This is a genomic window from Blautia sp. SF-50 (assembly GCF_900101315.1).
In the GTDB taxonomy this organism is placed as follows: domain Bacteria; phylum Bacillota; class Clostridia; order Lachnospirales; family Lachnospiraceae; genus Blautia_A; species Blautia_A fusiformis.
In genome coordinates this window covers 1-24,556 of the sequence record NZ_FMUW01000039.1, presented here as the reverse complement: position 1 = coordinate 24,556, position 24,556 = coordinate 1, and the positions used below count along the sequence as shown (strand labels likewise).

The following is a 24,556-nucleotide window of genomic DNA, read 5'->3' as shown; positions in this document are numbered from 1 at the left end:
AGAGAGTCGGCATTTTCGTTTTAAGATAGGGAAATTCCTGTCTTAAAATTCTGGACGTATAGCCTTTAAATGACTTTACAGCTTTGTGGATGCCAAACTGAGGATCTACTTCCAAAAGCATATGAACATGGTCTGGCATGATCTCCATTTCCAGGATGTCTACAGAAAGATTTGCAGCATACTCTGTGAGCAGCTCCTTCAGCCGGACGTCCACACCATTAATTAATACTTTTCGTCTATACTTTGGACACCATACTACATGGTATTTACAGGAATAGACGACATTGTTGTTTGATTTATATGTTGTGTTTATATTTGTATTATACTATGGTTTATTAGTTAATACAATTACTATTTTGTCCATCTTCAATTACTTGCATAAATTCGATGGACGCGTCTTATATCCCCATAGCTGAAACAAGGGGTTTTACGACGCATTGGATAAATGCCGCAGGTTTTTCCCATGTTTTTTTAAACTTTCTAAACTATTTTTTAATTTTCACATGCTTTCTGTGCATACTCTGTCTGCACCAGATTTTCATACACTGTACGATCCGTCAGCTCACCTGCATCTTCCAGGATATCCTGTAGAAGCTCAAAGCTGTCTTTTTCAAAGATGAGATTCTCTTTCCAGGTGTCCTGGTCATAATAACGTTTTACAATGGCAGTGATGGTTTTAAGATCTGTTTCCTTGAACTGCGGTGCGATCACTTCTGCGATTTCCTCCGGCGTATGACTCTGCACATAGTCCATTCCCTTCTGAAGTGCATCGGTAAATTTCTGGATGATCTCAGAATTTTCTTTCATGTAGCTTGCTTTTGCACTGTAGGATGTATATGGTACATATCCGGATGCCTCTCCGAGAGATGCAACTACATAGCCCGCTCCTTCTTTTTCCAGAATGGTCGCAGATGGTTCGAATTCTACTGTATATGCCGCCGAATCATCACTGGTAAAAGCTGCTGCTGTGGAACCGAAATCAATACTCTGGTCGATGGTCAGATCTTTTTGCGGATCAATGCCGTTTTTCTTCAGTATATATTCAAATACCATTTCCGGCATTCCACCTTTTCGACCGCCAAGAACCTTCTCTCCTTTCAGATCCTCCCATTTGAAATCAGGCATCTCTTCTCTTGCCACAAGGAAATTCCCCGCACGCTGTGTAAGCTGTGCGAAGTTCAACGCCGGGTCGGTCGCCCCTTCCTGATATGCATAGATGGATGCTTCAGCTCCCATAAATCCGATATCTGCCTCACCGGAGATCAGAGCAGTCAGAACCTTATCCGCACCAAACCCAGTTACCAGCGTCAGATCCAGGCCTTCCTCCGCAAAATATCCCTCCTCGATCGCCACATACTGCGGTGCGTAAAAGATTGAATGTGCGACTTCATTCAGTGTAACCTTTGTAAGCTTCTCTTCCGTGCTGTCTTTCTTCGCAGCAAATACTCCCATCGGCAACGCCGTCACCGCCAGCACGACTGCTGCCGCCAGTGAAATCCATTTTTTATTTTTCATGCAGATACTCCTTTTTTGACTTCTTCTGTTAGAGTATGCATAATTAATTAATTGGTGACCAGGGAAACATACAAAGTATCGTAAAACACAGTCTCCATGATTCCTTTTGTTAGGATATGCCCAAAAAACCAACTGCTGATCACGATCAACTTTCCCATCAGTTAAAAAATATGAATTTTATTTAACAACAATTCAATTGTGTTCAATTTCCAATCCTGCTATGATTTAATCACAAAAGCTTTTGAAATTTCAATCAGGAGAGAATTAGGATGAATATTGGAAATGTGATAAAAAAATATAGAAAAGAGTCTGGTTTCACCCAGGAGGAAATGGCAAACCGCTTAGGAGTAACTACTCCAGCGGTGAATAAATGGGAGAACGGGAACTCCAATCCAGATATTGAACTGTTAGCACCAATTGCAAGACTGCTACATATTTCCCTTGATACCCTGTTGTCTTTTCATGAAAATCTGACAGACGTTGAAATTACAGAACTTATTCAGGAAATGGACAAAATGTTTTCAGCAGAAGGTTACGAAAAGACCTATCAATGGGCAGTAAATATCATAAAAGATTACCCTAACTGCAACATACTTATCTGGCAGGTGGCGGTGATGCTTGACTCGCGAAGAATCATAGGTCAGTGTGAGCATCCCGATAAGTACGACGAACAGATTAATTCCTGGTACGAAATGGCACTAAATGACAAGGACGAAAAAATCCAGCACCATGCGGCAGATTCTCTGTTCGGATTCTACTTGCGAAAAGGGAATTATGAAATGGCAGAAAAATATCTGAACTATTTTTCCGACTATGATCCCATGAAAAAACTAAGACTTGGGCAATTATACATGGAACAGGAAAAAACAGAAGAAGCATACGAAAAACTGAAAAATATAATTCTTTCAGAGTATACTACTTTGAATCTTGCCTTTGGCATGATGATCACAAAAGCTCTTGACAAGAAAGATCATAAATCCGCAAGGTTCCTGGCCGAGAAAATGTGTGCATTAGCAGGTGTTTTTGAGATGGGAAAATACAATGAATGTGCAACCATGTTTAATGTTGTGGTGGCAGAACAAAATGTAGAAGATACTTTTAAGGTAGTAAAACAACTGCTGGAGAATGTCGATACAATCTGTGATTTTCAGAAATCAAGATTATATAAACATATAAAATTCCAAGATGTAGAAAATCCATATGCTGAAGAAATGAAAAAAGAACTGATTGCAGGCTTCCAAAATGAAGAAGACTTTGCTTATATGAAAGGCTATAAACCCTGGAAAAAATTATTAGCAAAGTATTGATCCTGCTTATGTTTATTGCAAAATAAAAACCCTATTCATTCGCGATAGAGCATTTATAAATAAAAGAGATTATTGGGCAGGCGTCGCGACTCCTGCCTCTCTTTTAACCCATAGAGTGCGTGATTGCAACGAAATTTACCACCTCAATGGATGATAAATTGCAATATATTTCAAAAATAAAAGAAGAACGTAATAAGGCACAGGACGAACTTGCTGAACTAAGGAAAATTCTTGAATTGTCAGATGATATTTCTTTGACAGAACACATTACAAAGATAAAAATAAATATTGACAAGGAGTAATTGAACCAGTATTATATAAGTACAAAGAAGTCTTTTTCCGGAGTGAGAAAGATATTATTACTTATTCAAAGGAAAGGGGCTCTGGACGAGTTCCTTTTTACATTTCATAAAATTTGATTTTATAACATATACTATGATCACAAAGTAGCTCTGGATAGGATATTCGGAGTTGTAAAACGGCGGAAATATCATTGCTGGTATTTCCGCCACTTCTTTTATAGATTATTCGCACTATTCAACCCATCCACTCAATTACGCAAAATCAAATCGTCTCATAATTTACATTAATATATGTACGCCACCCCCAAAATATGATAAGGTGAAGCAAATAGAATTTTTCAGGAGGTTATTAACAGTTAAATATAAATTATAAAATTATAAAATCATATAAGTACATGTTGAGTTTTATAAGATATTAGAGCAGAATATTATTGAAAGGAGTTGATGCTTTGAGTAAATATTATTCTATACATGAATTTTCAAAAATTATAAGCGTATCCGCCTAGACATTACGAAATTGGGATGCCAATGGAAAACTTCATCCGCATCATACTACAGTAAGCGGCTATAGATATTATTCTGACGAGCAACTCAACCAGGTAATAAATGTAAAGCCTAAAACTCGCATTACAATTGGATATTGTCGCGTTTCCAGCCATAAACAGAAAGATGATCTGGAACGACAGATTGATAATGTTAAGACATATCTTCTGGCAAAAGGACAGCCATTTGAGATGATAAGTGATATCGGTTCCGGAATTAATTATAAGAAAAAAGGACTCCAGGAATTGATCAGGCGAATATCTCAAAATCAGGTTGAAAAGGTTGTTGTTTTATATAAAGATCGGCTATTGCGATTTGGTTTTGAATTGATAGAATATATCGCTTCGCTTTATAATTGTGAGATTGAGATTATTGATAATACTGAAAAATCCGAACAGCAGGAACTTGTTGAAGATCTGGTTCAGATGATCACAGTATTCAGTTGCAAATTACAAGGAAAACGAGCGAATAAAGCCAAGAAACTTATCCGGGAATTGATACAGGAGAAAGTAGATGGTAAAAGCCATAAAAGTAATGTTAATACCAAATAATATACAGAAAACTAAGATGTTTCAGTACGCAGGTGCTTCAAGATTTGCTTATAACTGGGCTTTGGCAAGGGAAATAGAAAACTATGAAAAAGGCGGAAAATTCATTTCAGATGCAGAACTCAGAAAAGAATTTACAAAGCTTAGACATTCTGATGAATACGCATGGTTATTGAGTATTTCAAATAATGTAACCAAACAGGCGATCAAAGATGCCTGCACCGCTTATAAGAACTTTTTCAAAGGTTTGCAGAAATTCCCAAGATTCAAGCCAAAAAAGAGATCAATACCGAAGTTCTATCAGGATAATATTAAGATACAATTCAGCAATACTCATGTTAAGTTTGAAGGATTTTCTTCGAGCAGGAAAAGAAATAAACAAAAACTAAATTGGGTAAGACTTGCAGAGCATGGTCGTATTCCTACAGATGCTAAATACATGAATCCGAGAATATCTTTTGATGGGTTGAACTGGTGGATCAGCGTATGTGTGGAATTTCCTGATTGCATAGAAAAACTTAATGATGATGGGATTGGTATAGATCTAGGAATCAAAGATCTGGCTATTTGCTCTGATGGAGCTAAGTATAAGAACATCAATAAAAGTCAGAAAGTAAAGAAACTAGAAAAACAGAAACGCAGATTACAGCGTAGTATCTCTCGCTCTTACGAGAAAAATAAGAAAGGAGAAAGTTACTGCAAAACAAATAATGTAATCAAAAAGGAAAAACTTTTATTAAAACGAAATCACAGATTAACAAATATCCGTAAGAACTATTTGAATCAGACTACATCTGAAATTGTAAGTCGAAAACCAAGATTTATTTGTATTGAAGATTTGAATGTTAGTGGAATGATGAAAAATAGACATTTATCAAAAGCAGTTCAGAATCAGGGGTTTTTTGAGTTTAGAAAGCAGCTTGAATACAAGTGCAGCGATAAAGGGATCCAGCTTATTGTGGCTGATCGGTTTTATCCATCATCAAAGCTTTGCAGTTGCTGTGGAAACATTAAAAAAGACTTGAAATTATCTGACAGAATTTATAAATGTGATTGTGGAAATGTCATTGATAGAGATTTTCAGGCATCTATAAATCTCAAGGCTTATGGAGAAAGATTTGCAAGCTAACACTAAAACGTTAGTGCAAATATGTACGGGTACGTTAATCCGGAATTTACGCCTATGGAGAGTACAAGAACTTGTGAGTAGATAGATATTTATATCATCAAAAGCATACTCGTTGAAGTAGGAATGAAACATAGAAGTTTATAACTTTTTATAAGTTTTCAGTAACGGAGCATTCATATGAAATACGACTTCACTTCCATCATTGACCGGCATGGCAGAGATTCCATTGCAGTAGACGGCCTGAAGGGCGATGGTTTCTCTCCTGCCCCGCCGAAGGAGGGCTTCGATGCCATCCCGATGTGGGTAGCAGACATGAACTTTCCTACTGTACCTACCATACAGCAGGCGATCATCGAACGGGCCAGTCACCCGGCCTTCGGTTACTTCGAAGCCCCGCCGGAATATTATAAAGCCATCATCCGCTGGCAGGAAACACGCCACGGTGTCACCGGTCTGAAGCCCAGGCACATTGGCTACGAAAATGGCGTTCTGGGCGGAGTTATCAGTGCACTGAACTGCATCTGCTCCCGCGGTGATAACGTCCTGGTCCACAGCCCGACATACATAGGCTTCACCTCAAGCCTGAAAAACAACGGCTACGAGGCCGTACATTCTCCGCTGGTAAGGGATGAAAACGGCATATGGAGAATGGATTATGCAGACATGGAAAAACAACTCCGTGAAAAGAAGATCCACGCTGCCATTCTCTGCAATCCACACAATCCCTGCGGACGCGTGTGGGAACGCCGGGAGCTGGAAAAAGCCATGGAGCTGTACCGAAAATATGATGTCTACGTCATCTCAGACGAGATCTGGTCTGACCTCATCCTGAATGGCCATAAGCATATCCCCAGCCAGTCCGTCAGCGAAGATGCCCGCCAGCGTACAGCGGCCTTCTACGCTCCATCCAAAACCTTTAATCTGGCAGGACTTGTTGGCAGCTATCACATTGTATACAACAGCTGGTGGCGGGATCGTATTTTGAAGGAGTCCAGTCTGAGCCATTATAATATGATGAATGTTCTGTCCATGCACGCTCTGCTTGGCGCTTATCAGCCTGAAGGCTATGAATGGACCGATGAACTATGCGAAGTACTAAGCGGAAATGTAAACTTTGCCTGTGATTACATTGACCGGCACTTTAAGGGTGTCAACGTTTCCAGGCCGGAAGGCACCTATATGCTCTTTGTCGACTGCACCGACTGGTGTGCTGCCCATGGCAAAACAATCGAAGATGTGGAAAAAGCCTGCTGGGATGTCGGCGTTGCCGTCCAGGACGGCAGGATGTTTTTCGGTCCCTGCCACCTGAGAATGAATCTGGCCTCACCCCGTTCCCGCATAGAAGAAGCCTTCCGCCGAATGGATCGGTACGTCTTCAACAGGTAAAAATCTACTCTGCCATTCATTACAATCTATGCTATAATAGAGCTCATAACATCAGCGTTCCATCCTGTCACTTTCCGGAACGCTGTAAACAGGAGGAAATCAATATGGATATTAAAGAGGAAATCCACGCATTATCAGAAGAAATGCTCACAAATCTTGGCAGACTGGTTGCCATTGACTCCCAGCTCGGTACCCCTTCCGAGGGAAAACCATTTGGTGAGGGTCCTGCAAAAGCCCTGAAAGAGGGACTGAAGATTGCCGAAGAACTTGGCTTTGAAACCGTAAACCTGGATAACTACTGCGGTTATGCCGAAATGGGTGAGGGCGATGAGATCGTCGGCATCGCCGGTCATCTGGATATCGTTCCTGTAGGCGGAGACTGGACCTACGATCCGTTCCGCCTTACCCGTGAAGACGATCATGTATACGGCCGCGGGACCACTGATGACAAAGGCCCTATCCTGGAAGCGCTCTATGCCATGAAGCTTCTCCGCGACCACGGCGTGAAGCTGAACAAAAGAGTCCGCCTGATCATGGGCTGCAACGAGGAAACAGGTTCCAAATGTATGGATCACTACAATCAGGTAGCAGAAGAACTTTCCTGCGGTTTCACACCGGATGCCAGCTTCCCATGTATCCACGGTGAAAAAGGTCAGCTTGCCATGATCGCCTGCTCAAAAAACACCCGGATCATCTCCATGAACGGCGGTTTTGTATCCAATGCAATGTGTGACACCTGTACAACCGTTGTTCCCGATGAGGACGGTCTGAAGGAAAAGCTGGAATCCGCACTTTCCCGGACGAAGCTCCAGGAATATAAGGTAACCGAAGAAAATGGTGAGCTCACCATCTACGCCAAAGGTATTCCGGCTCATGCCAGCACTCCCCATCTCGGTGTCAATGCTGCAGGAGTAACCTTTGAATGTCTGGCAAAAGCAGGCTTTGAAGATGACTTTGTGGAATTCTATAACTCCCATATCGGCACTGCATGTGACGGCTCCGGCATTGGTCTGAAATTTGCAGATGAATACGGCGATCTGACGTTATGCAACGGAATCGTAAAAACAGAAAACGGTGTCATTTCCTGTACCATCGATATCCGTGTTCCGGTAACTCTTAATGAGACCGATATCCGCAAAATGTGCCAGGACAGACTGGAAGATAAAAACGGTCGTATTGAGATCATAAAGGTTGTTGCTCCGTTATTCTTCCCAAGAGAATCTCCGCTGGTAAATGCTCTTTACAAAGCTTACACAGATGTGACCGGCGATACCGAACACAAACCAATGGTCATCGGAGGCGGCACTTACGCAAAATCCCTCAAAAACATCATAGCCTTCGGACCTGAAAAAGAAGGAATTGACTACCGTATCCACGGAGCCGATGAATTTATCCTGGTCTCCGGCATGGAAGAAGCAGTACTGATCTATATGGAAGCGATCAAAAATATGCTTGCGATCTGAAATCAGGAGGATAAGAAATCATGAGTACAAAAGCTGAACACGCTACAAAATTACACGAGAATGGCTGTAACTGTGCACAGGCAGTTGCCTGTTCTTTCTGCCAGGAATTTGGCATCGATGAAAACGAGATGTTCCGTATTGCCGAGGGCTTCGGCCTTGGAATGGGTGTTATGGAAATGTGCGGTGCTCTTTCCGGTATGGCTATGATCATCGGACTTTCCAACAGCCGCGGAAATACCGAAGAAGGTTCCGGCTCCAAAGGTGACACTTACAAAAAGCTCCGCACCTATATCCAGAAATTCAAAGAAAAAAACGGTTCCTGTATCTGCCGTGAATTAAAAGGTGTAGAAACAGGCAAGGTTCTCTGCAGCTGCCCGCAGTGTATCACCGATGCGGTTGCTCTTACAGAAGAATATCTTGCGGAAAACAGATAATCTCATAAAATAAAACAGCAGAATTGTATATTCCCTGTAATCCTGGGACATACAGCTCTGCTGTTTTCTGTTTCTATTCGCTTTTCACTGTCAGATCCTTCACCCATCTGTATTTCTTATAATTCAGGTACACAGCCGGGATCTTTACAACTTCATCCAGACTGATGAGCTTTCTGGCAAAAATGCCGGCGCTCTTTTATTTTCCATTTATTTTTGCCCACGCCTCTTCGTCAAACTTACGGTCTTTCACGCTTTTCTATTTCATCTCGATCTTAAACAGTCTGGCCGCTTTTTCCTGTGGCATCCTCACTACAAGATTTCCATTTTCGATCTTATATCCGCACATCTCTTCCTTCGGATAGATCACGGATACTCTGCGGACCTGCTCTGCATTTTCCAGCGGGATCACTGCTTCTGTTGTTCTCGGTGTCCATACCGAAAGATAGGTATTCTTCTCTGCTTTCACTCCGTAAGCAAGAACTTCAGATTTCAGAGTTCCAAAACCAAGCGGGAAGAACGGCACGCCGTCACGGACTTCCTCACGGATCTCCTTATACAGGGAGATTCCCTCCTTCATACGGTTCATGGAATTTTCGCCCAGCTTCCATACCATACCGCTGATATATGGGCGGAGAAGCATACCATTTACTACATTGTAGATCACATGCTCTTCTTCATCCTCATACGGATATACCCACATACCACCCTGCTCCGGAGTTACCGCACTGGCTACATTGGCAGCGATATTGGCATTGTAGAGATAATCTGTCTGATCACTGGTAGACTGCAAGCTTAAGATCTTCAGCATACCATAATCCATACGCTGTCCGCCGGAACCGCAGTTCTCCACAACAAGCTCCGGATGATCCCGGAAGATTTCCTCATACCACTGGTGAAGACATTCATAATGCTCACGGATGGCATCTGCACAGCTGTCACTGTTCAGATCACTTCCATATCCCATAGTTACGTTATAGTCCACTTTAAAGTACTCTACACCGTAATCATTGATCAGCCTGTCTACTACATCACGGCAATATTTCCGTACCTCCGGATTGCGGAAATCCAGCATATAGCGTTTATTGTCAATGTGGCGTTTTCCATGACGGCAGACAAACCAGTCATCCGGAAGCTTGTTTGCCAGCTCGCAGGCAACTCCCATAACCTCGATTTCCAGCCAGAGTCCCATTTTCAGGCCTTTACTGTGTGCATAATCGCAGACTTCTTTCAGACCATTGGGGAATCTTCCGGATGCTTCTTTCCATTCCCCGACACGGTCCCACCAGAATCCGTCGTCATACCAGCCTGCATCCAGGCAGTAATATTCGCATCCGAGCTCTGCTGCCTTGTCAATGATGGAAAGCTCCCGCTCCGTTGTAGGGTCTCCCATCAGGCAATTCATGTAATCATTAAATACCACGTTCAGCTTCTCATCGTCCGTATTCGGTCTGCGTACTTTTCTCCGATATCTGGTCAGTGCCGCTGCTGCCGGATTCAGGCCACCTTTTACAACCGCTGCCCCTGCCGGAACGGTTGTAAAGCTTTCTCCCGGTTTCAGATTCTTATACCAGCCATGCTCCTGCTCTGTGGCGCCGCTTAAGGCAAGATACAGATTTCCGCCCTGTGCAGAGCCATATTCTGCCAGCCACTGTCCGGAGCTTTCAATCTGGAAAATATACGTCTCCCCTGTTTCTCTGTCCTCGGCAATTCCCATGGGAAGATACTCACAGGTAGACCAGGTGCCCTTTCCACTGTAACAATAACGGTTCAGGCCATATCCCTGATGATTGAAGCCATCTACGACCATTCCGTTTAAATTCAGCGTTTCTGCATCGTATTTCTGCCACTGTGCCTCACAGCACCAGCTGTTAAACGGCACATAGATATCTGTTTTTTTATAATAAGGCTTCTCGCCGCCTCTGGAAATTCCCTGATACATAAAAGAAGAAACATAGGTCAGCCCCTGATCCTCGCTTCCCTCGTTGATGATCTCTGTCCAAGTCTGTACTGCCGGCACTCCATCAAACAGGCGCATATGATATACTGCCTTCAGCTTTTCCGGGGAAATCATTACGATCTCTAGCTCTTTTCCGCCGGCCTGTGCCTTCAGCTCATGGTTCTCATAAACAAAATCCACAGAGGACTGATTGATGTTGTTTTTGTAGGCATGCATGTTTAAGCTTCCTGTGCCGCTTCTGTGGATCTCAACAGCCGGATAACAGATATCATCCTTCGGCTCCATGACTGCTTTTTTTACTTCCTGTGAAGAAAAATCTGCCAGCTCTACCACGCCGTTTTCCCGGATACGAAACTGGATATCCAGGCCATTCTCATGTAATTCGATCATTTTCATGTTTTCATTTTTATAGCTCATAGAAAATACCCTCCGTTTTTCTGATTCTGATCACAGTATAATATCTGTTTTTTTATAAGGTGACAGGTATCATCCCCTGAATGTAAAAATGCAATATATTGTCGTATTTATTTTTGCGTGATATACTGTTTGCTGACAGTAAAGAGTACAGTCAGTCAGACATGTAGGGCGATTTAATCGAATATCTGCATCTGTCCGACTCGCAATTTACAGCTGAAATATTTACATTCCGCTTCGCAGCATACTCAGGAGGTTTTTTCATGCCAGATATTTTCCAGGACTCTTCCCGATATTTCCATATTTCTGCTTTTTATGCTCTCTCCCTGCCTTATTATCATATGGAGCATCACACACATTCCAGCTATGAGATCATGTATATCACCTCCGGTTCCTGCCGGGTTTTCTGCCTGGATGGCACACAGGACACGGAATTCCCACTGAAATCCGGGCAATTTATCTTTATCCGGCCGGATGTACCTCACAGGCTGGAGATTCCGGATGGTTTTCCCTGCTCGATCCTGAATCTGGAATTTTCCCTTACTCCCGAAAAAAGTCCGGTTGCTCTGGAGCTTCTCCTGAAAAAGGATCCCGGATTTTCCCGGTTCTGGAATTTTATGGAAGCCTCCCAGGGCTTTTGCTCCGGCACGGATTCCCGCAGCTTCGGATACAGCCTGAAGGATCTGCTCACCTTTTTACAACAAAATTCCGGTCAGATACAAAAGGAAGAATTTCTCTTCTTTCTTCTTTTCAGCCGCATGCTTACAGAGCTTGCATTCTGCGCCCGCTCCAGCCGGAGCACCCAGGGAATCGTCTATCTGAAAAAAGCGCTCCGCTATATTGACGAGCATTATCTGGAAGACATTGATATTCCTGCCATCTCTGCATATGCAGGGATCAACAAATCCTACCTGCAGGCGCTCTTTACAGAAAAAAACGGCTGCACCATCAATACCTATATCAACCGCAAGCGTATGGAACAGGCCGCCTTTCTTCTGTGCAACAGTACTCTGCACATTACGGATATTGCCTTTTCTTCCGGATACAACAGCCGGCAGCATTTTGCACATACCTTCGAAAAATTTTATCATATGAGCCCCTCCAGGTACCGAAGCCTTCATACCCGGCCTCTCCGTTCGGATACCCAAAAGAAACGCTATCATATGACTGACGGACTGACGTTGGAAAGCGAACCCTTTCCTCAGAAATAAAACTTACTTCATACACCTACATCTTCAGGCTGATACCTGCGATCCACGTCTGAGTAGCCTAAAAAAGCCGGCCAGGTACGAAGCTCTTATCTCTTCGATAACCTGGCCGGCTTTTTATATTTATTGTCAAGCGGATATTCGCAATCCTACAGGGGACTTACTTGATTCGGTTAAAAATTTTCTATGGAATCAGATTCTGCATACTCTTCAGGCTGATCGCCAGTGTGGAGGTATTATGCAGAAGTGCGGATGAAGTCGGCTGCAGGATACCTGCAACGCCACAGGCGATAAGACCTGCGTTAAAGGTAATAATAAAACGGTAATTGCGTCTGATACGCTTCATCAGTGCATTGCTGATCTCTTTCAGAACAACCAGCTCCTGAAGATCATCTGCACCTACAGTAATATCTGCGATCTCCCGGGCAATTTCAGCACCATCACTGATGGCGATACCGACATTGGCTGCGGAAAGTGCCGGAGAATCATTGATTCCGTCACCTACCATGATAACCTTTCTTCCGGCTGCCTTTTCTTTTTCGATGAAGTTGGCCTTATCCTCCGGAAGCACCTCGGAATAATATTCGTCCACTCCCACACGTCTGGCAATGGCTGCTGCTGTACGCTCACTGTCCCCTGTCATCATAACGATCTTGGAAATCCCTGCCCCGCGCAGTGCTTCTACAGCAGCTTTCGCCTCCTCACGAAGAGGATCTTCAATACAGATCACGGCTGCAAGACGTCCGTCAATGGCAAGATACAGATGGGAATACTCTTCCGGAATATTGTCGAATTTCTCCTTGCCATCCTCCGGAATCAGACATTTCTCATCTTCAAATACAAAGTGATAGCTTCCGATCACGGCCTTATGGTCTTCGATTGTAGTGGAAATTCCATGCGCTACTACATATTCAACCTTTGAATGCATCTCCTCATGGGCCAGATGCTTCTTCCTGGCAGCACTGACAACAGCCTTGGCCATGGAGTGTGGGAAATGCTCTTCCATACATGCGGCGATACGCAACATCTCCTCCGGATCATTGTTGTCAAAAGGAACCACATCCACAACGGTTGGCTTCGCCTTTGTCAGAGTTCCTGTCTTATCAAATACGATGGTATCTGCCTCAGCCATTGCTTCCAGATATTTACCGCCCTTAACTGTAGCCTTATGTGTACCGGCCTCACGGATCGCAGACAATACAGAGATCGGCATTGCAAGCTTAAGCGCGCAGGAGAAATCCACCATTAGGATCGCAAGGGCCTTGGTGGCATTTCTGGTAAGGAGATATGTAAGTGCTGTTCCTCCAAGAGTATAGGGAACCAGCTTATCTGCCAGATGCTCTGCCTTTCCCTCCAAAGAAGATTTCAGCTTCTCAGACTCCTCGATCATGGTAACGATCTTGTCATAGCGGCTGGAACCACCTACCGTCTTTACGCGGATGGTGATCTCACCTTCCTCCACAACAGTGCCTGCATAGGCAACGCTGCCCTCTTTCTTGCATACAGGTACAGACTCACCGGTAAGAGAAGCCTGGTTGACCATAGCCTCTCCATCTGTAACACTTCCGTCAAAAGGAATTACGGTACCCATACGTACAACAACCTCATCTCCCGGCTGGACCTCTCCGGACTCTACCAGGATCTCCTGATCCTCTCTCTTCAGCCATACCCTGCCAACATTCAGGGACATGGTTCTTGCAAGATCACCTACAGATTTCTTATGCGTCCACTCTTCCAGGATCTCTCCGATTCCAAGCAGGAACATGATGGAGCCTGCAGTACCAAAGTCCTGACGTAATACAGACACTCCAATTGCAGTGGCATCCAGGACCGGCACCTCGATCTTACGGTGAAGAAGTGTATCGATTCCCTTCCAGATATATTTCAGGGAAGTAGCTGTTGTATAAATGGCATTCAGCGGATATGGCAGAAAAAGCCTTCTTCCGTAATGGCAGATCACCTTGGAGATCAGCTTCTCCTGATATTCTGCATTCAGTGCTCTCCCTGAGCTCTGCAGCACCTGTGAAGGAACCTCTACATCCTGATAATGAAATTCGCTGATACCACGGATAACCGCAGCTCTACTGCCCCGATAATTTACAACTGCGTCACAGGTTCTCTCGTATACCTTGGCAGAAACCACTCCATCAAGATTCTCGAGATAATACAACAGCGTATCTGCCTGCCCGTAGCTCATCCTCTTCTGAGCAAGATGGATACGAAGCCGGCCTCTTGTCTCATGTTTGATATAAAATTTCACGGAAAATCGCCTCTTTACTCAGCTGTCTCTTCTGCTGCTTCTTCTGTCTCTTCTGCTGTTTCTTTGAATGCATCCTCATCTGCAGTTTCCTCTGCTTCTGTCTCAACATCCTCTACAGCCTCTTCAGCTGCTACTCTTTCCTCATTGATCTCCTTAGCTTCAGCATAAATATCTTCCGCATTCTCCTGAAGATTCGTAGCTGTTTTCATGATGCAGTCCTTAGCTCTTAAAACGGCTGCTGTGCATCCTGTGTAAAGCTTCTTCGCATCCTTGCTTGTGAGGATCTTGATTCCTGCTGTTCCGAAAAGAACGCCTGCTGCAAAAAGTCCTGATTTTTTGAATTTAAAGTCTGCCATAATAATTTCCTCCTGATATATGATTTTTATTTTTTTCTGATTCCCGGTGAGGATTTTTCATGTCCGCCCCGATATTTTCAATATTATAAAATGTCTGTAAAAAAAAGTCCAGTGTTTTTTGTGTGAACTCAGCACAATTCGTTAAATTTTCAGTTATTTTTACCTAACAGTTAATTTTTACTAATAGTTTGATCTGTCTAATTCTTAGTCTGTACAAACCTCTTCTTTCCTATTATATTGTGCCATAGCTTTTCCATACTCACCCGACCTCATGAACAGGCAGCAGCGCCAGGGTACGGATATTCTGTTCACTGATCTCCCCACAGGCCCGAAGTCCTGCAAGGATCACTTCATTAAGCTTCTGTCCGGACAGATGGCATATCGTATCATCATCCAGTTCTACTGTGCAGGCGCCTTTTGTGCTGCATGCCACGCGATACATATTCTTTCGGCTGATAGCACCGATGGATTCCAGCGTATTGACCATACGGTATACTGTAGCTACACCGATCTTCGGATCCAGTGCGGAAGCCCTGTAATAGATTTCCTTACAACAGGAGCACTCTCCCTCCAGGATAATGTCCAGAAGAATCTTTCTCTGTCTGGTGATGCGGAGCCCCTTCTCCTTCAGTTTCTCTATAATAAGATCCCTCTGCATCTCTGTATGTCGGTAGCATCCTGTTTTTTTCTCTTCTGTTTCGGCTTCTGCAATATGCATTCTGATCCCTCCTTTATTGAGAAAACTTTTCTTTTATCTAATAAGTTAGTATACTCCAACTTAGGTTAGTTGTAAATAACTCGTTTGAACTTTTTTTACATATTGAGGATTCTGCCTGAATACCGTATAATGTTTCGTGAACCTGTACATAGGAAACCGTCGTTTTGACAAAATGACGAAAAATCCCCTTTCGTTTTTTCGTCAGAATGACAAGAAACTGCCGGAAACTTTGTAAGATTCAGCTCTAGCCCTTTTCTCTCATTTTCGATATACTGTTAACCAGCAAAGGAAATTACGTAAAACAATATATTAATTTTGGAGGGAAACAACAATGGCAAGTTTATCATTATCTCACATTAATAAAACTTATCCGAATGGCTTCCAGGCAGTTAAAGATTTCAACCTGGAGATCGAAGACAAAGAATTCATCATCTTCGTAGGACCATCCGGATGTGGAAAATCTACAACACTTCGTATGATCGCAGGTCTTGAGGAGATCAGCGGTGGTACACTTAAGATCGGTGACAAAGTCATGAACGATGTTGAGCCTAAGGACCGTGATATCGCAATGGTATTCCAGAACTACGCTCTGTATCCTCATATGACAGTTTATGATAACATGGCATTCGGACTTAAACTTCGTAAAGTTCCGAAGGACCAGATCGACAAGGCTGTTCGTGAAGCAGCAAGAATCCTTGACCTTGACAAGCTTCTTGATCGTAAACCGAAGGCTCTTTCCGGTGGTCAGAGACAGCGAGTTGCTATGGGACGTGCTATCGTTCGTAATCCTAAGGTATTCCTTATGGATGAGCCTCTTTCCAACCTGGATGCTAAGCTTCGTGTACAGATGCGTATCGAGATCTCCAAGATCCATCAGAGACTTGGTGCTACTATCATCTATGTAACACATGACCAGACAGAGGCTATGACACTTGGTACCAGAATCGTTGTTATGAAAGACGGTGTTGTTCAGCAGGTTGATACACCACAGAACCTGTATCAGAAACCAGGCAACCTCTTCGTTGCAGGATTCATGGGATCTCCGCAGATGAACTTCCTTGATGCTGTTATCTCCGAAAAAGGCGGCAATGTAATTGCTACGATCGGTGGTGAGCATGAGGTTATCGTTCCGGCAGCTAAAGCTAAAGTCCTGAAAGACAAAGGCTATGTTGGAAAGAAAGTTGTTCTTGGTATCCGTCCTGAGGATATCCATGATTCTCAGATGTTCCTTGAGACATCTCCAAGCAAACCAATGAACTCCGTAGTTAAAGTTTACGAGCTTCTTGGTGCTGAAGTATTCCTGTACTTCGATGTTGACGGAACTCAGGTTACAGCACGAGTTGATCCTCGTACAACAGCTAAGACCGGTGATCCGATCAGATTTGCATTCGATATGGAGAAAGCTCACTTCTTCGACAAAGAGACAGAGCTTACTATCACAAACTAATTCTCGTCGAATCATAAAAACAGAATGTAACCCCGGGGATATGATTTCCCGGGGTTTCTTTTTATTTCACTAGTTTTATTTCACATCAGAAAGGACGCTTTTTATGAAAATACAGCAAACAATTCAAAAATGTCTGGATGACTGGAACCGGATCAGCGGTCTTGATTTCTGTATTCTGGATGAAAATGACCAGATATACATTTCCACAGGGGACCGTCGACTTCCTTCTTCTGAAAAGCTTGCTCAGTTCCGGGAGGATCCTGCCTTATGCATCTCCAACCGCAGCTGCAGTCTGTACAAGCTGAACAACATACCTCAGAGCAATATGCTTCTGATCGTATGGGGCTCCGGAGAGCAGGCTTCTACCATCGGAGAGCTTGCTGTCTGCCAGGTAGAAAGTCTCCTCACTGCCTATACGGAAAAAACAGACAAGAACTCCTTTATGCAAAATCTTCTCCTGGACCGTTATTCCCAGGTAGAAGCTTTTAACAAGGCTGCCCGTCTTCATATTACACCTTCCGCCCGCCGTGCGGTATTTCTTGTGGAAACCAAGCAGCACAAGGACGAAAATGCCCTGGCTACCATCCGCAACATCTTTTCTGCCCGTACACGGGATTTTATCACTGCACTGGATGATTCCGGCATCATCGTAGTACGTGAGCTTCAGAGCACCGAAAGCTACGAAGAACTGGAGGGTATCGCCTGCATGCTGGTGGATATGCTCAATACAGAGGCCATGACCTCTGCCTGGGTTTCCTACAGCAATGTTGCAGATGATATCATGGAGCTTTCCGATGCCTACAAGGAAGCCCGCACTGCTCTGGAGGTCGGCAAGATCTTTTATGCTGACAAAAATGTTTTCGGTTATAACCGTCTGGGCATTGGCCGTCTGATCTATCAGCTGCCCACTCAGGTCTGCAACATGTTTGTAGGCGAGATCTTCGGAGAAGAATCCCTGGAATCTATTGACGACGAAACCCTCAATATCATCCGGACCTTCTTTGAAAATAACCTGAACCTTTCTGAAACCTCCAGACAGCTCTATGTGCACCGGAATACTCTGGTGTACCGTTTTGAAAAGCTGCAGAAGCGGTTTGGCCTGGATATCCGTACCTTTGAGGATGCACTGGCCTTCAAGCTTGCCATGATGGTGTCCGATTACATCACCTATTCCGGAAATCACGGAAAATAGCTCCTGTCCGCAAAAATCCATCAAAAATGCAGGTGCACAAAAAATCCCGGAAACAGCAGATAATGTCTGTTTCCGGGGTTTTCTTTATTTCAGCAGCATCAGATGCTCCGGTGGAAGATACAGATATTCCGGAAGATCTTTATCCGGATCCTCCGTAAAGCTGTTTTTGGGACGCATCCACCATAATCCGGCAGCATTCTCTTCCGCTTTGTTTCGGATCATATACTGATGTTCAAATGTAGTTTCTATGTATTGGTCTACCTGCACTGCCATACAGTTCTCACCCGGCTCTGATTCCGGGCGGATCCAGTGGCCGCGGATCCCTACATGGGTAATATCCATATCTACGTTTTCTTCGGTATGGAGCTTCATTTTCCAGTCCGCCGCATAGATCTCGTGAGGTCCCAGCCTCTCCGCTCTGGAAAAATTCTTACAGCCGGTAAGCTTTGCTGCCTCCAGAAGTCCCGGTCTCTCAAACAGCTGCTTTGTCTCCCCGGTCACAAGGATCCTGCCTTCATGTACAATGGAAAGCTCCCTGCAGAATTTATAAGCCTCATCTCTGCTGTGTGTCACAAGGATCATATCTCCCGGATAGTCCTTGAGGAAATCCTGCATCTCCCGCTGGAGCACATCCTTCAGGTAACCGTCCAGTGCGGAAAACGGCTCATCCAGAAGAATAGCTTCCGGCTCTCCGATCATCATTCTGGCCAGTGCCACTCTCTGCTGCTGTCCGCCGGAAAGCTGTGAGGGCAGGCGCTTCTCCAGCCCCTCCAGATGATATCGCCGGATCAGATCTGCCACTTTTTCTCTGGCGAAGGATTTTTCCCCACGATAACCGCAGCGGATGTTCTGTTCCACTGTCATGGTTGGGAACAGCGCATAATTCTGAAACAGATATCCGATCCGTCGCTTCTGCGGTTTCAAATTGATCCCTTTTTCAGAATCAAACACTGTTTTTCCATTGATAACGATCCTTCCCTTATCCGGTGTTTCGATTCCTGCAATACAGCGTAAGGTCATGCTTTTTCCGCTGCCGGAAGCACCAAGAAGCCCAATGGCTGCCGAACTGCCTTCAAAATCTACCTTCAGGGAAAAATCACAGAAGTTTTTTTCGATATTTACTTTGACTGCCATCAGATCCACCTTCTTGTTTTCATACCTTTTCCGGATACGATATTGATCAGCGCTACGATCACAAAGGAGATCAGCACGATCACAACGACCCAGAATCCTGCAGTTCCGTAATTTCCGGCTGCTGTCTCTGATGCAATGGCAACAGAAACTGTTCTGGTTTTTCCAAGGATATTTCCGGCAAGCATGGAGGTTGCGCCATATTCTCCGATCGCACGTGCAAATGCCAGCACTGTTCCGGATGCGATCCCCGGTCCTGCCGCCGGCATGACTACCCGCCAGAATATCCGGCTGTCGCTCATCCCCAGAGTCTGGCCTGCATGGATAAGATTTATATCCACCTGTTCAAAAGCAGCCCGAGCATTGCGGTACATCAGCGGAAATGCGATCACTGCCGCTGCGACCACACAGCCCTTCCAGGTCTGCACGATCTTAATATCAAAATTATCCAGAAGAAAGCTTCCGAAGGGCCTTTTCAGACTGAAGATCAGTAGCAGAAAAAATCCAGCCACTGTAGGAGGAAGTACCAGCGGAAGAGTAAGGATCCCGTCCAGTACTGCTCTGGCTCCCGGCTTCAGCTTCATGATCTTCCGGGCGCAAAATATTCCCAGAAAAAAAGCGATCACTGTGGCTGCCAGACCTGTTTTTAAGGAAATCCACAGAGGACTCCAGTTTATTTCTCTCAAAAATTCTGTCATATTTCATTCCTGTGCCGGCATTTACTGTGTTTCAATATTTACTGCCTGCCGGTTTTCTACATCATACTCATTTGGATGTGCTGTCTGCGGAAGCTGTGCTGTCCTCAGCCTCCGTGTTGTCTGCAGAAGCTTCTGTGGCATCCTCGGAATCCTCATCCTCATATGCTGTAAATCCATAGCCCTCAAATACCTTGATCGCTGCATCAGACTCTACATAATCAAGAAAAGCCTCTGCTGCCCTGGTATCGTCTTCCGATGCTTCCTTGTCCTCGATAAGTCCCACAGGATAAAGAACCGGCGTCTTAAGGCTGTCTGCCGGCGCCTCTGCGATGATATCTACTTTATCAGTAACAGACGCAGCATCTGTCGCATATACAACACCAACCTCATTGCTTCCTTCACTGACTGCTGCAAGTACATCCGTTACATTCTTGCACTCGTTGATCTCCATTTTGTTTACATCGTCCATGATTCCAAGATTGTTAAAGATCTCACGGGCGTACTGTCCCACCGGAACATCCTCTCCTGCAAGCGCCATATTCTCAGCGTCTGTGATATTCTCGAATCCTGTTACCTTTGTCTCTCCGTCCTTTGGTCTGATCAGAACGACTTTGTTCTCAAGAAGATCCTTAACGGTGTCTTCCTTTGTCAGTTTTTCCTCTGTGAGGGCATCCATCTGTTTATCTGCTGCTGAAAAAAAAAGATCACAGCGTGCACCTTCCTCGATCTGTGTCTGCAGTGTACCTGAACTGTCTGCACTGTAATAGATCGTTACATTCGGATAAAGCTCATTGAAATCCTTCTGGATCTCCTCCATGGAATTGCTGAGGCTGGCAGCAATAAATGCATAAACCTCTCCCTTCAGGTTCTCATCACCTTTCGCTTCTGTGTCTGCCGCAAAAACAGTTCCGGTCATAAGGCCTGTTGTTAAAATTCCCGCGGTAAGGGCTGCTAAGATTTTTTTCTTCATCTTTTGTTTCCCTCCTTTTCCGTTTCGTTCAGTTTTGTTTAGTTTTGAATGGTTTTGTTTAATTTTACCGAAAGGAAAGTTTCTTGTCAAGCTATAAGGCATTGCTGTTTTTCTCTACAAGTGCTATCATAAATACATAGTTGACAAGCCAGGCGGATGTTCACGATCCGCTTCGTTTCTTATCATGAGTGGCTTACAGCACTCCTGATACAGACAAATCCCACACAAGGTTCATTGCTCTGCACAACGGAAGCAGAGAACTTGCCTGATCCGGTTCATTCAATATTCAAAAAAAGGAGACTTACTTATGAAACTCAGTGCACGTAATCAGTTAAAAGGAAAAATCATCAACATCAACCAGGGAGCTGTAAATTCCATCGTTTCCATCGATATCGGTGGTGGAAATATCATCACTGCTACCATCTCCTGTGCGGCGGTGGAAGAACTTGGACTGAAAGTAGGCTCTGATGCTTACGCAGTTATTAAGGCAACCAATGTTATGGTAGGTATCGATGAATAAAGTCTACACAGCACAGGAAGTTGCAGATAAACTAAAGATCAAAAAATCCACAGTATATGACCTGATCAAACGCGGAGAGCTTTCCTCCTCCAAAGTCGGCAAACAGCTGCGGGTCAGCGAGGAACAGCTGTCTCAGTATCTTAAGGGTTCGGAATGTTCTGCGTCTTCTGCTCAGTCTTATGATCACCAGCCGGAGAGTTCTCTTTTGAAAAGGGATTATCTTCTGCATTCCAGTGGACTGATCATCAGCGGACAGGCTTCTCCGGCTCTGGATCTTCTCCTGAATCAGCTTCCCACACACCCGGACAATCTGCCTGTTCTGCAGTCTCACATGAATACCTACAACGGACTGTATTCTCTCTATTTTGAAAAAGTCCACATTGCCTGTGCATCCGCCTCACCGGAAGATATCCATAGCCTTATACCCGTATCCCACTGACTGTGATCTCTCTGTGTCAATATCCCGTCGGCTTCTATGTAAAAAAAGAAAATCCCAAGAATATCCGGGGATTTTCTGATCTTACACGGGCAGATATTATTTTTGTGAACCGCGAAAAAGGAAGCAGCCGTCGCATCCTTCTTGACCGTACACTTCTGTCTTCCGAAATTTCACCGGATTCCATATCCGGATATCGAAATGAGCTTGTTACCGATCACTCCACGGCTGCTGCAGTGGCTGGCGGACAGGCAGACATAGCTCTTGGCGAGGCCTGTGTAGCGAGAAACTTTCCGGAGCTGGATTTTCTTCCTGTTTGCCAGGAATCACTCTTCCTGGTTATGCAGACCAAAAATCTGAGCACCCCCGGCTTTCAGGCCGTAGCGGAAACCATTGCATCCGAACCTTTCCGCCGGTTTTTAGCTCTTCAAACCGGATACGATACTACTGACACCGGAAATATCCGGCATATTTAGGGCTAAGAAAAACGCTTATGTAAAAAATTCTTCCGCAACCATTTCTTTGATAATACAAAATCAGCCAGCACGTCAATGATCACTCCTTATTTTTGCCCAATTAAGGAAGTTTCTTGATCCTATGACTGCTGGCTGATCTTTATTTATTCAGATATTGATATACTCTTGAAGAAATCGAACGGATTCCATGCAGTAAATGATCTTCGGAAGCACCTTCTGAAAATATACATAATACATAATTTGTTTTCTTTCCATAGACGATTGCCATATCATGCTGAACTGAGCTTGTCTCACCAGTTTTGTTCGCGCATACTATACCTGTCGGAAGACCTGATGGAATTTTGTATCGTTTCGTCTGATGCAGTAAAAGATTTAGCATTTCTCTGGAATACTGTTGAGAAACACACTGACCTCGATAGATTTTTTCTAAGAGTATCCCACAATCTTTTGCAGATGCCGTGTTACGCCAGCCATCACTGCTCCAGGCAGAAGAAGACGGATGCAGGGAACTGTGACAACCGGTATTTTTGTAACCGTTCTTTCGAAGATATTGGTTCACTACAGCCGTTCCTCCTACAAAGCTTCCGCCTCCCTGACGCCTTACCAGTTCATTATAACATTCATTATCACTGACGGTGATCATATCCCACAGCAAGCTGTACACACCGGAGCTGTATTGCATTTTTCCCTGACGGATCTGATCATAGACCGACGCCATCACAAATGCCTTGATCGTACTTGCCGGATACATTTCCCGATCATTTATGTTTACAACATTTCCTGTTTTCAGATCTTTTATATAAACAGACCAGTCTCCACCGTAGGCAGAAACAAAGCTCTCCAATTCCGATTTAAATGCACTTAAAGCATACTCTGATCTTGTACTTTTTCTTCCCTGCCAGTCCACATACTGACCATCCGGTGTTTTCATATTTTTCGCAATAGTTCCGTTCGATTTCAGGTAATAACCATCTTTCCACCGGTTCACCAGCATTTTTCCATTTTGGTCTACATAATATTGCTGGCCCTCACAGGTTACCCACCCTGCCTTCTGTACCATTCTTCCGTTATCATTGCCAAAATAATAAATTCCGTTAAACTTTTTTCCCTGAACTGTTTTGTTCACTTTATGAAAAGACGGACGCATGCAGATTCTTCCGGTTCCATAGAAATAATAATAACCACCTTTAAAATTACGCCCACCGAATCTTCTCTGTCTTATATAGCGTATTGTTCCACGATCAGCCAGTTTTCCGTACGCTTCCACATAATAAATGCCTGCGATAATTTTTTTGCCCCGTACCTTCTGTTCAGCTACGTTTACAAAGCCACGCTCTCCCTTTGAAATTCTTCCATTGAAGTCTGTGATGTGGTATTTATCAAAGCGGACACCAGAAACTGTCTTTTTATCGAAATAATAAACGGATTGCTTTCTCAAAAGTTTTCCGTTTTTATCAAACATATAAAATCCTGTTTTTAAAAACTCTGTCTTTGGGATTGACAAATAACGTAATCCGGTAAGTTTTCGCTTCTTAGAATCTTTCAAATACCAATTCCCGCCAGATTTCTGAAGATAATTTCCACTGTTATCCCAAAATCGTACCGTTCTTTCAGCAGCCTCGACCTTTATCTCTGTACTTCTGGCACCAATAATACATCCAAAAACCACTACTAATATCAACCAATATATACAAACTGTTTTTTTTGCTTTCATACTTTAACAAGACCTGCCACAGACGATGGCAGGTCTTTCTCCTTTATCTTTATTATCCTATTTTCACACAGATGTTCTGGATCAGGCGGTTGTATCCGCTTACCTTTTTCAGCCAAGTTAAATGAATTTTTAAATTCTACCTTGCAAGAGTAAATTCTATACCTGTAGAAATTACTTCTGCATGGATTTTTCCTTCTTCTTTTTATAAAATACTACTGCAGATGATCCCCTGCCTGTGCAGAAGGAGGATAAAATGAATACAGGAAGACCAAAAGGCAACCAAAAACATCTTGACTTATCTGCACGTATTATAATCGAACAGCATTTAAATAACGGTGATTCATTTAGAAGTATTGCAATAGAATTAAGCAAGGATCCAAGTACCATATCCAAAGAAATCAGACGTCATTCCATTATCAGGGAAAGAAGCGC

General features: G+C 43.9%; 23 protein-coding genes and 1 pseudogene. 14 read left to right on the top strand and 10 right to left on the bottom strand.

Annotated elements, in window-relative coordinates; genetic code table 11:
- The coding region (gene tnpA / locus BLP57_RS15615; RefSeq protein ID WP_092073129.1) for an IS200/IS605 family transposase at positions 1-313 on the bottom strand (313 nt) is incomplete at its 3' end.
- Between the two features lie 179 nt (positions 314-492).
- Entirely contained in the window at positions 493-1,515 is a 1,023-nt protein-coding gene (locus tag BLP57_RS15610) for an ABC transporter substrate-binding protein (protein WP_092073123.1), read from the bottom strand.
- A 269-nt stretch (positions 1,516-1,784) separates the two neighbouring features.
- Between BLP57_RS15610 and BLP57_RS15605 the strand changes: the two genes are divergently transcribed.
- The 7 genes and pseudogenes from BLP57_RS15605 to BLP57_RS15580 all read left to right on the top strand — a co-directional run bounded on the left by BLP57_RS15605 (position 1,785) and on the right by BLP57_RS15580 (position 8,627).
- Positions 1,785-2,822 carry a helix-turn-helix domain-containing protein gene (locus BLP57_RS15605; RefSeq protein WP_092073120.1) on the top strand — a complete coding sequence of 346 codons (1,038 nt, stop codon included), beginning with the start codon at positions 1,785-1,787 and terminating at the stop codon, positions 2,820-2,822.
- 146 nt (positions 2,823-2,968) lie between these two features.
- Entirely contained in the window at positions 2,969-3,124 is a 156-nt protein-coding gene (locus BLP57_RS18115; protein ID WP_015527375.1) for a hypothetical protein, read from the top strand.
- A gap of 449 nt (positions 3,125-3,573) precedes the next feature.
- Positions 3,574-4,218, top strand: a pseudogene (locus tag BLP57_RS15600) (IS607 family transposase).
- Positions 4,181-5,344 carry an RNA-guided endonuclease InsQ/TnpB family protein gene (locus BLP57_RS15595; protein ID WP_092073117.1) on the top strand — a complete coding sequence of 388 codons (1,164 nt, stop codon included), beginning with the start codon at positions 4,181-4,183 and terminating at the stop codon, positions 5,342-5,344. The pseudogene BLP57_RS15600 and the gene BLP57_RS15595 overlap by 38 nt, the downstream one beginning before the upstream one ends.
- A gap of 177 nt (positions 5,345-5,521) precedes the next feature.
- Positions 5,522-6,730, top strand: coding sequence for a MalY/PatB family protein (locus BLP57_RS15590; protein WP_092073114.1), 1,209 nt, complete (start codon positions 5,522-5,524; stop codon positions 6,728-6,730).
- A gap of 104 nt (positions 6,731-6,834) precedes the next feature.
- Positions 6,835-8,193: a M20 family metallopeptidase gene (locus tag BLP57_RS15585; protein ID WP_092073111.1), complete on the top strand. Its 1,359-nt coding sequence runs from the start codon at positions 6,835-6,837 to the stop codon at positions 8,191-8,193.
- Positions 8,194-8,213: 20 nt separating this feature from the next.
- Positions 8,214-8,627 (top strand): C-GCAxxG-C-C family protein, encoded by a 414-nt coding sequence (locus BLP57_RS15580; protein ID WP_022426236.1) that lies wholly within the window; start codon positions 8,214-8,216, stop codon positions 8,625-8,627.
- 256 nt (positions 8,628-8,883) lie between these two features.
- On the opposite strand, the gene BLP57_RS15575 is transcribed toward BLP57_RS15580, so the two are convergent.
- On the bottom strand, positions 8,884-11,001 hold the full coding sequence (locus BLP57_RS15575) for a glycoside hydrolase family 36 protein (RefSeq protein ID WP_092073108.1): 2,118 nt from the start codon (positions 10,999-11,001) through the stop codon (positions 8,884-8,886).
- Between the two features lie 260 nt (positions 11,002-11,261).
- Here BLP57_RS15575 and BLP57_RS15570 point away from each other — a divergent pair, with 260 nt between their 5' ends.
- A complete protein-coding gene (locus tag BLP57_RS15570) occupies positions 11,262-12,209 on the top strand; it encodes an AraC family transcriptional regulator (RefSeq protein ID WP_092073105.1) in 948 nt (315 codons plus the stop codon).
- Between the two features lie 181 nt (positions 12,210-12,390).
- On the opposite strand, the gene BLP57_RS15565 is transcribed toward BLP57_RS15570, so the two are convergent.
- The 3 genes from BLP57_RS15565 to BLP57_RS15555 form a co-directional block, all read right to left on the bottom strand.
- On the bottom strand, positions 12,391-14,466 hold the full coding sequence (locus BLP57_RS15565) for a heavy metal translocating P-type ATPase (protein ID WP_092073102.1): 2,076 nt from the start codon (positions 14,464-14,466) through the stop codon (positions 12,391-12,393).
- Between the two features lie 14 nt (positions 14,467-14,480).
- The gene (locus BLP57_RS15560) at positions 14,481-14,822 is read right to left on the bottom strand and encodes a DUF6110 family protein (RefSeq protein ID WP_092073099.1); all 342 of its coding nucleotides are present in this window, start codon (positions 14,820-14,822) and stop codon (positions 14,481-14,483) included.
- Between the two features lie 259 nt (positions 14,823-15,081).
- On the bottom strand, positions 15,082-15,540 hold the full coding sequence (locus tag BLP57_RS15555; protein ID WP_242872653.1) for a transcriptional repressor: 459 nt from the start codon (positions 15,538-15,540) through the stop codon (positions 15,082-15,084).
- Between the two features lie 331 nt (positions 15,541-15,871).
- Here BLP57_RS15555 and BLP57_RS15550 point away from each other — a divergent pair, with 331 nt between their 5' ends.
- Together BLP57_RS15550 and BLP57_RS15545 are read left to right on the top strand one after the other, a co-directional pair.
- Positions 15,872-16,987: an ABC transporter ATP-binding protein gene (locus BLP57_RS15550; protein WP_092073095.1), complete on the top strand. Its 1,116-nt coding sequence runs from the start codon at positions 15,872-15,874 to the stop codon at positions 16,985-16,987.
- A gap of 103 nt (positions 16,988-17,090) precedes the next feature.
- The gene (locus BLP57_RS15545; RefSeq protein ID WP_021651931.1) at positions 17,091-18,179 is read left to right on the top strand and encodes a PucR family transcriptional regulator; all 1,089 of its coding nucleotides are present in this window, start codon (positions 17,091-17,093) and stop codon (positions 18,177-18,179) included.
- Positions 18,180-18,263: 84 nt separating this feature from the next.
- Here the strand turns inward: BLP57_RS15545 and BLP57_RS15540 are convergent, their stop codons facing one another.
- From BLP57_RS15540 to modA, 3 genes are all read right to left on the bottom strand, one after another.
- Complete coding sequence (locus tag BLP57_RS15540; protein ID WP_092073091.1) at positions 18,264-19,313, bottom strand: sulfate/molybdate ABC transporter ATP-binding protein; 1,050 nt, start codon at positions 19,311-19,313, stop codon at positions 18,264-18,266.
- The gene (modB, locus tag BLP57_RS15535; RefSeq protein ID WP_015527390.1) at positions 19,313-20,008 is read right to left on the bottom strand and encodes a molybdate ABC transporter permease subunit; all 696 of its coding nucleotides are present in this window, start codon (positions 20,006-20,008) and stop codon (positions 19,313-19,315) included. The genes BLP57_RS15540 and modB overlap by 1 nt, the downstream gene beginning before the upstream one ends.
- Before the next feature lie 67 nt (positions 20,009-20,075).
- On the bottom strand, positions 20,076-20,978 hold the full coding sequence (gene modA, locus BLP57_RS15530; protein WP_092073088.1) for a molybdate ABC transporter substrate-binding protein: 903 nt from the start codon (positions 20,976-20,978) through the stop codon (positions 20,076-20,078).
- Positions 20,979-21,285: 307 nt separating this feature from the next.
- Here modA and BLP57_RS15525 point away from each other — a divergent pair, with 307 nt between their 5' ends.
- From BLP57_RS15525 to BLP57_RS18345, 3 genes are read left to right on the top strand one after another with little or no spacing between them, the layout of a single operon-like run.
- Positions 21,286-21,498 carry a TOBE domain-containing protein gene (locus tag BLP57_RS15525; protein WP_015527392.1) on the top strand — a complete coding sequence of 71 codons (213 nt, stop codon included), beginning with the start codon at positions 21,286-21,288 and terminating at the stop codon, positions 21,496-21,498.
- Entirely contained in the window at positions 21,491-21,937 is a 447-nt protein-coding gene (locus tag BLP57_RS18350; protein ID WP_242872652.1) for a helix-turn-helix domain-containing protein, read from the top strand. The genes BLP57_RS15525 and BLP57_RS18350 overlap by 8 nt, the downstream gene beginning before the upstream one ends.
- 2 nt (positions 21,938-21,939) lie before the next feature.
- Positions 21,940-22,410, top strand: coding sequence for a substrate-binding domain-containing protein (locus tag BLP57_RS18345; RefSeq protein ID WP_242872651.1), 471 nt, complete (start codon positions 21,940-21,942; stop codon positions 22,408-22,410).
- Between the two features lie 139 nt (positions 22,411-22,549).
- Here the strand turns inward: BLP57_RS18345 and BLP57_RS15515 are convergent, their stop codons facing one another.
- Entirely contained in the window at positions 22,550-24,091 is a 1,542-nt protein-coding gene (locus BLP57_RS15515) for a serine hydrolase (protein WP_207646716.1), read from the bottom strand.
- Positions 24,092-24,377: 286 nt separating this feature from the next.
- Between BLP57_RS15515 and BLP57_RS18785 the strand changes: the two genes are divergently transcribed.
- The coding region (locus BLP57_RS18785) for a helix-turn-helix domain-containing protein (RefSeq protein WP_139148857.1) at positions 24,378-24,556 on the top strand (179 nt) is incomplete at its 3' end.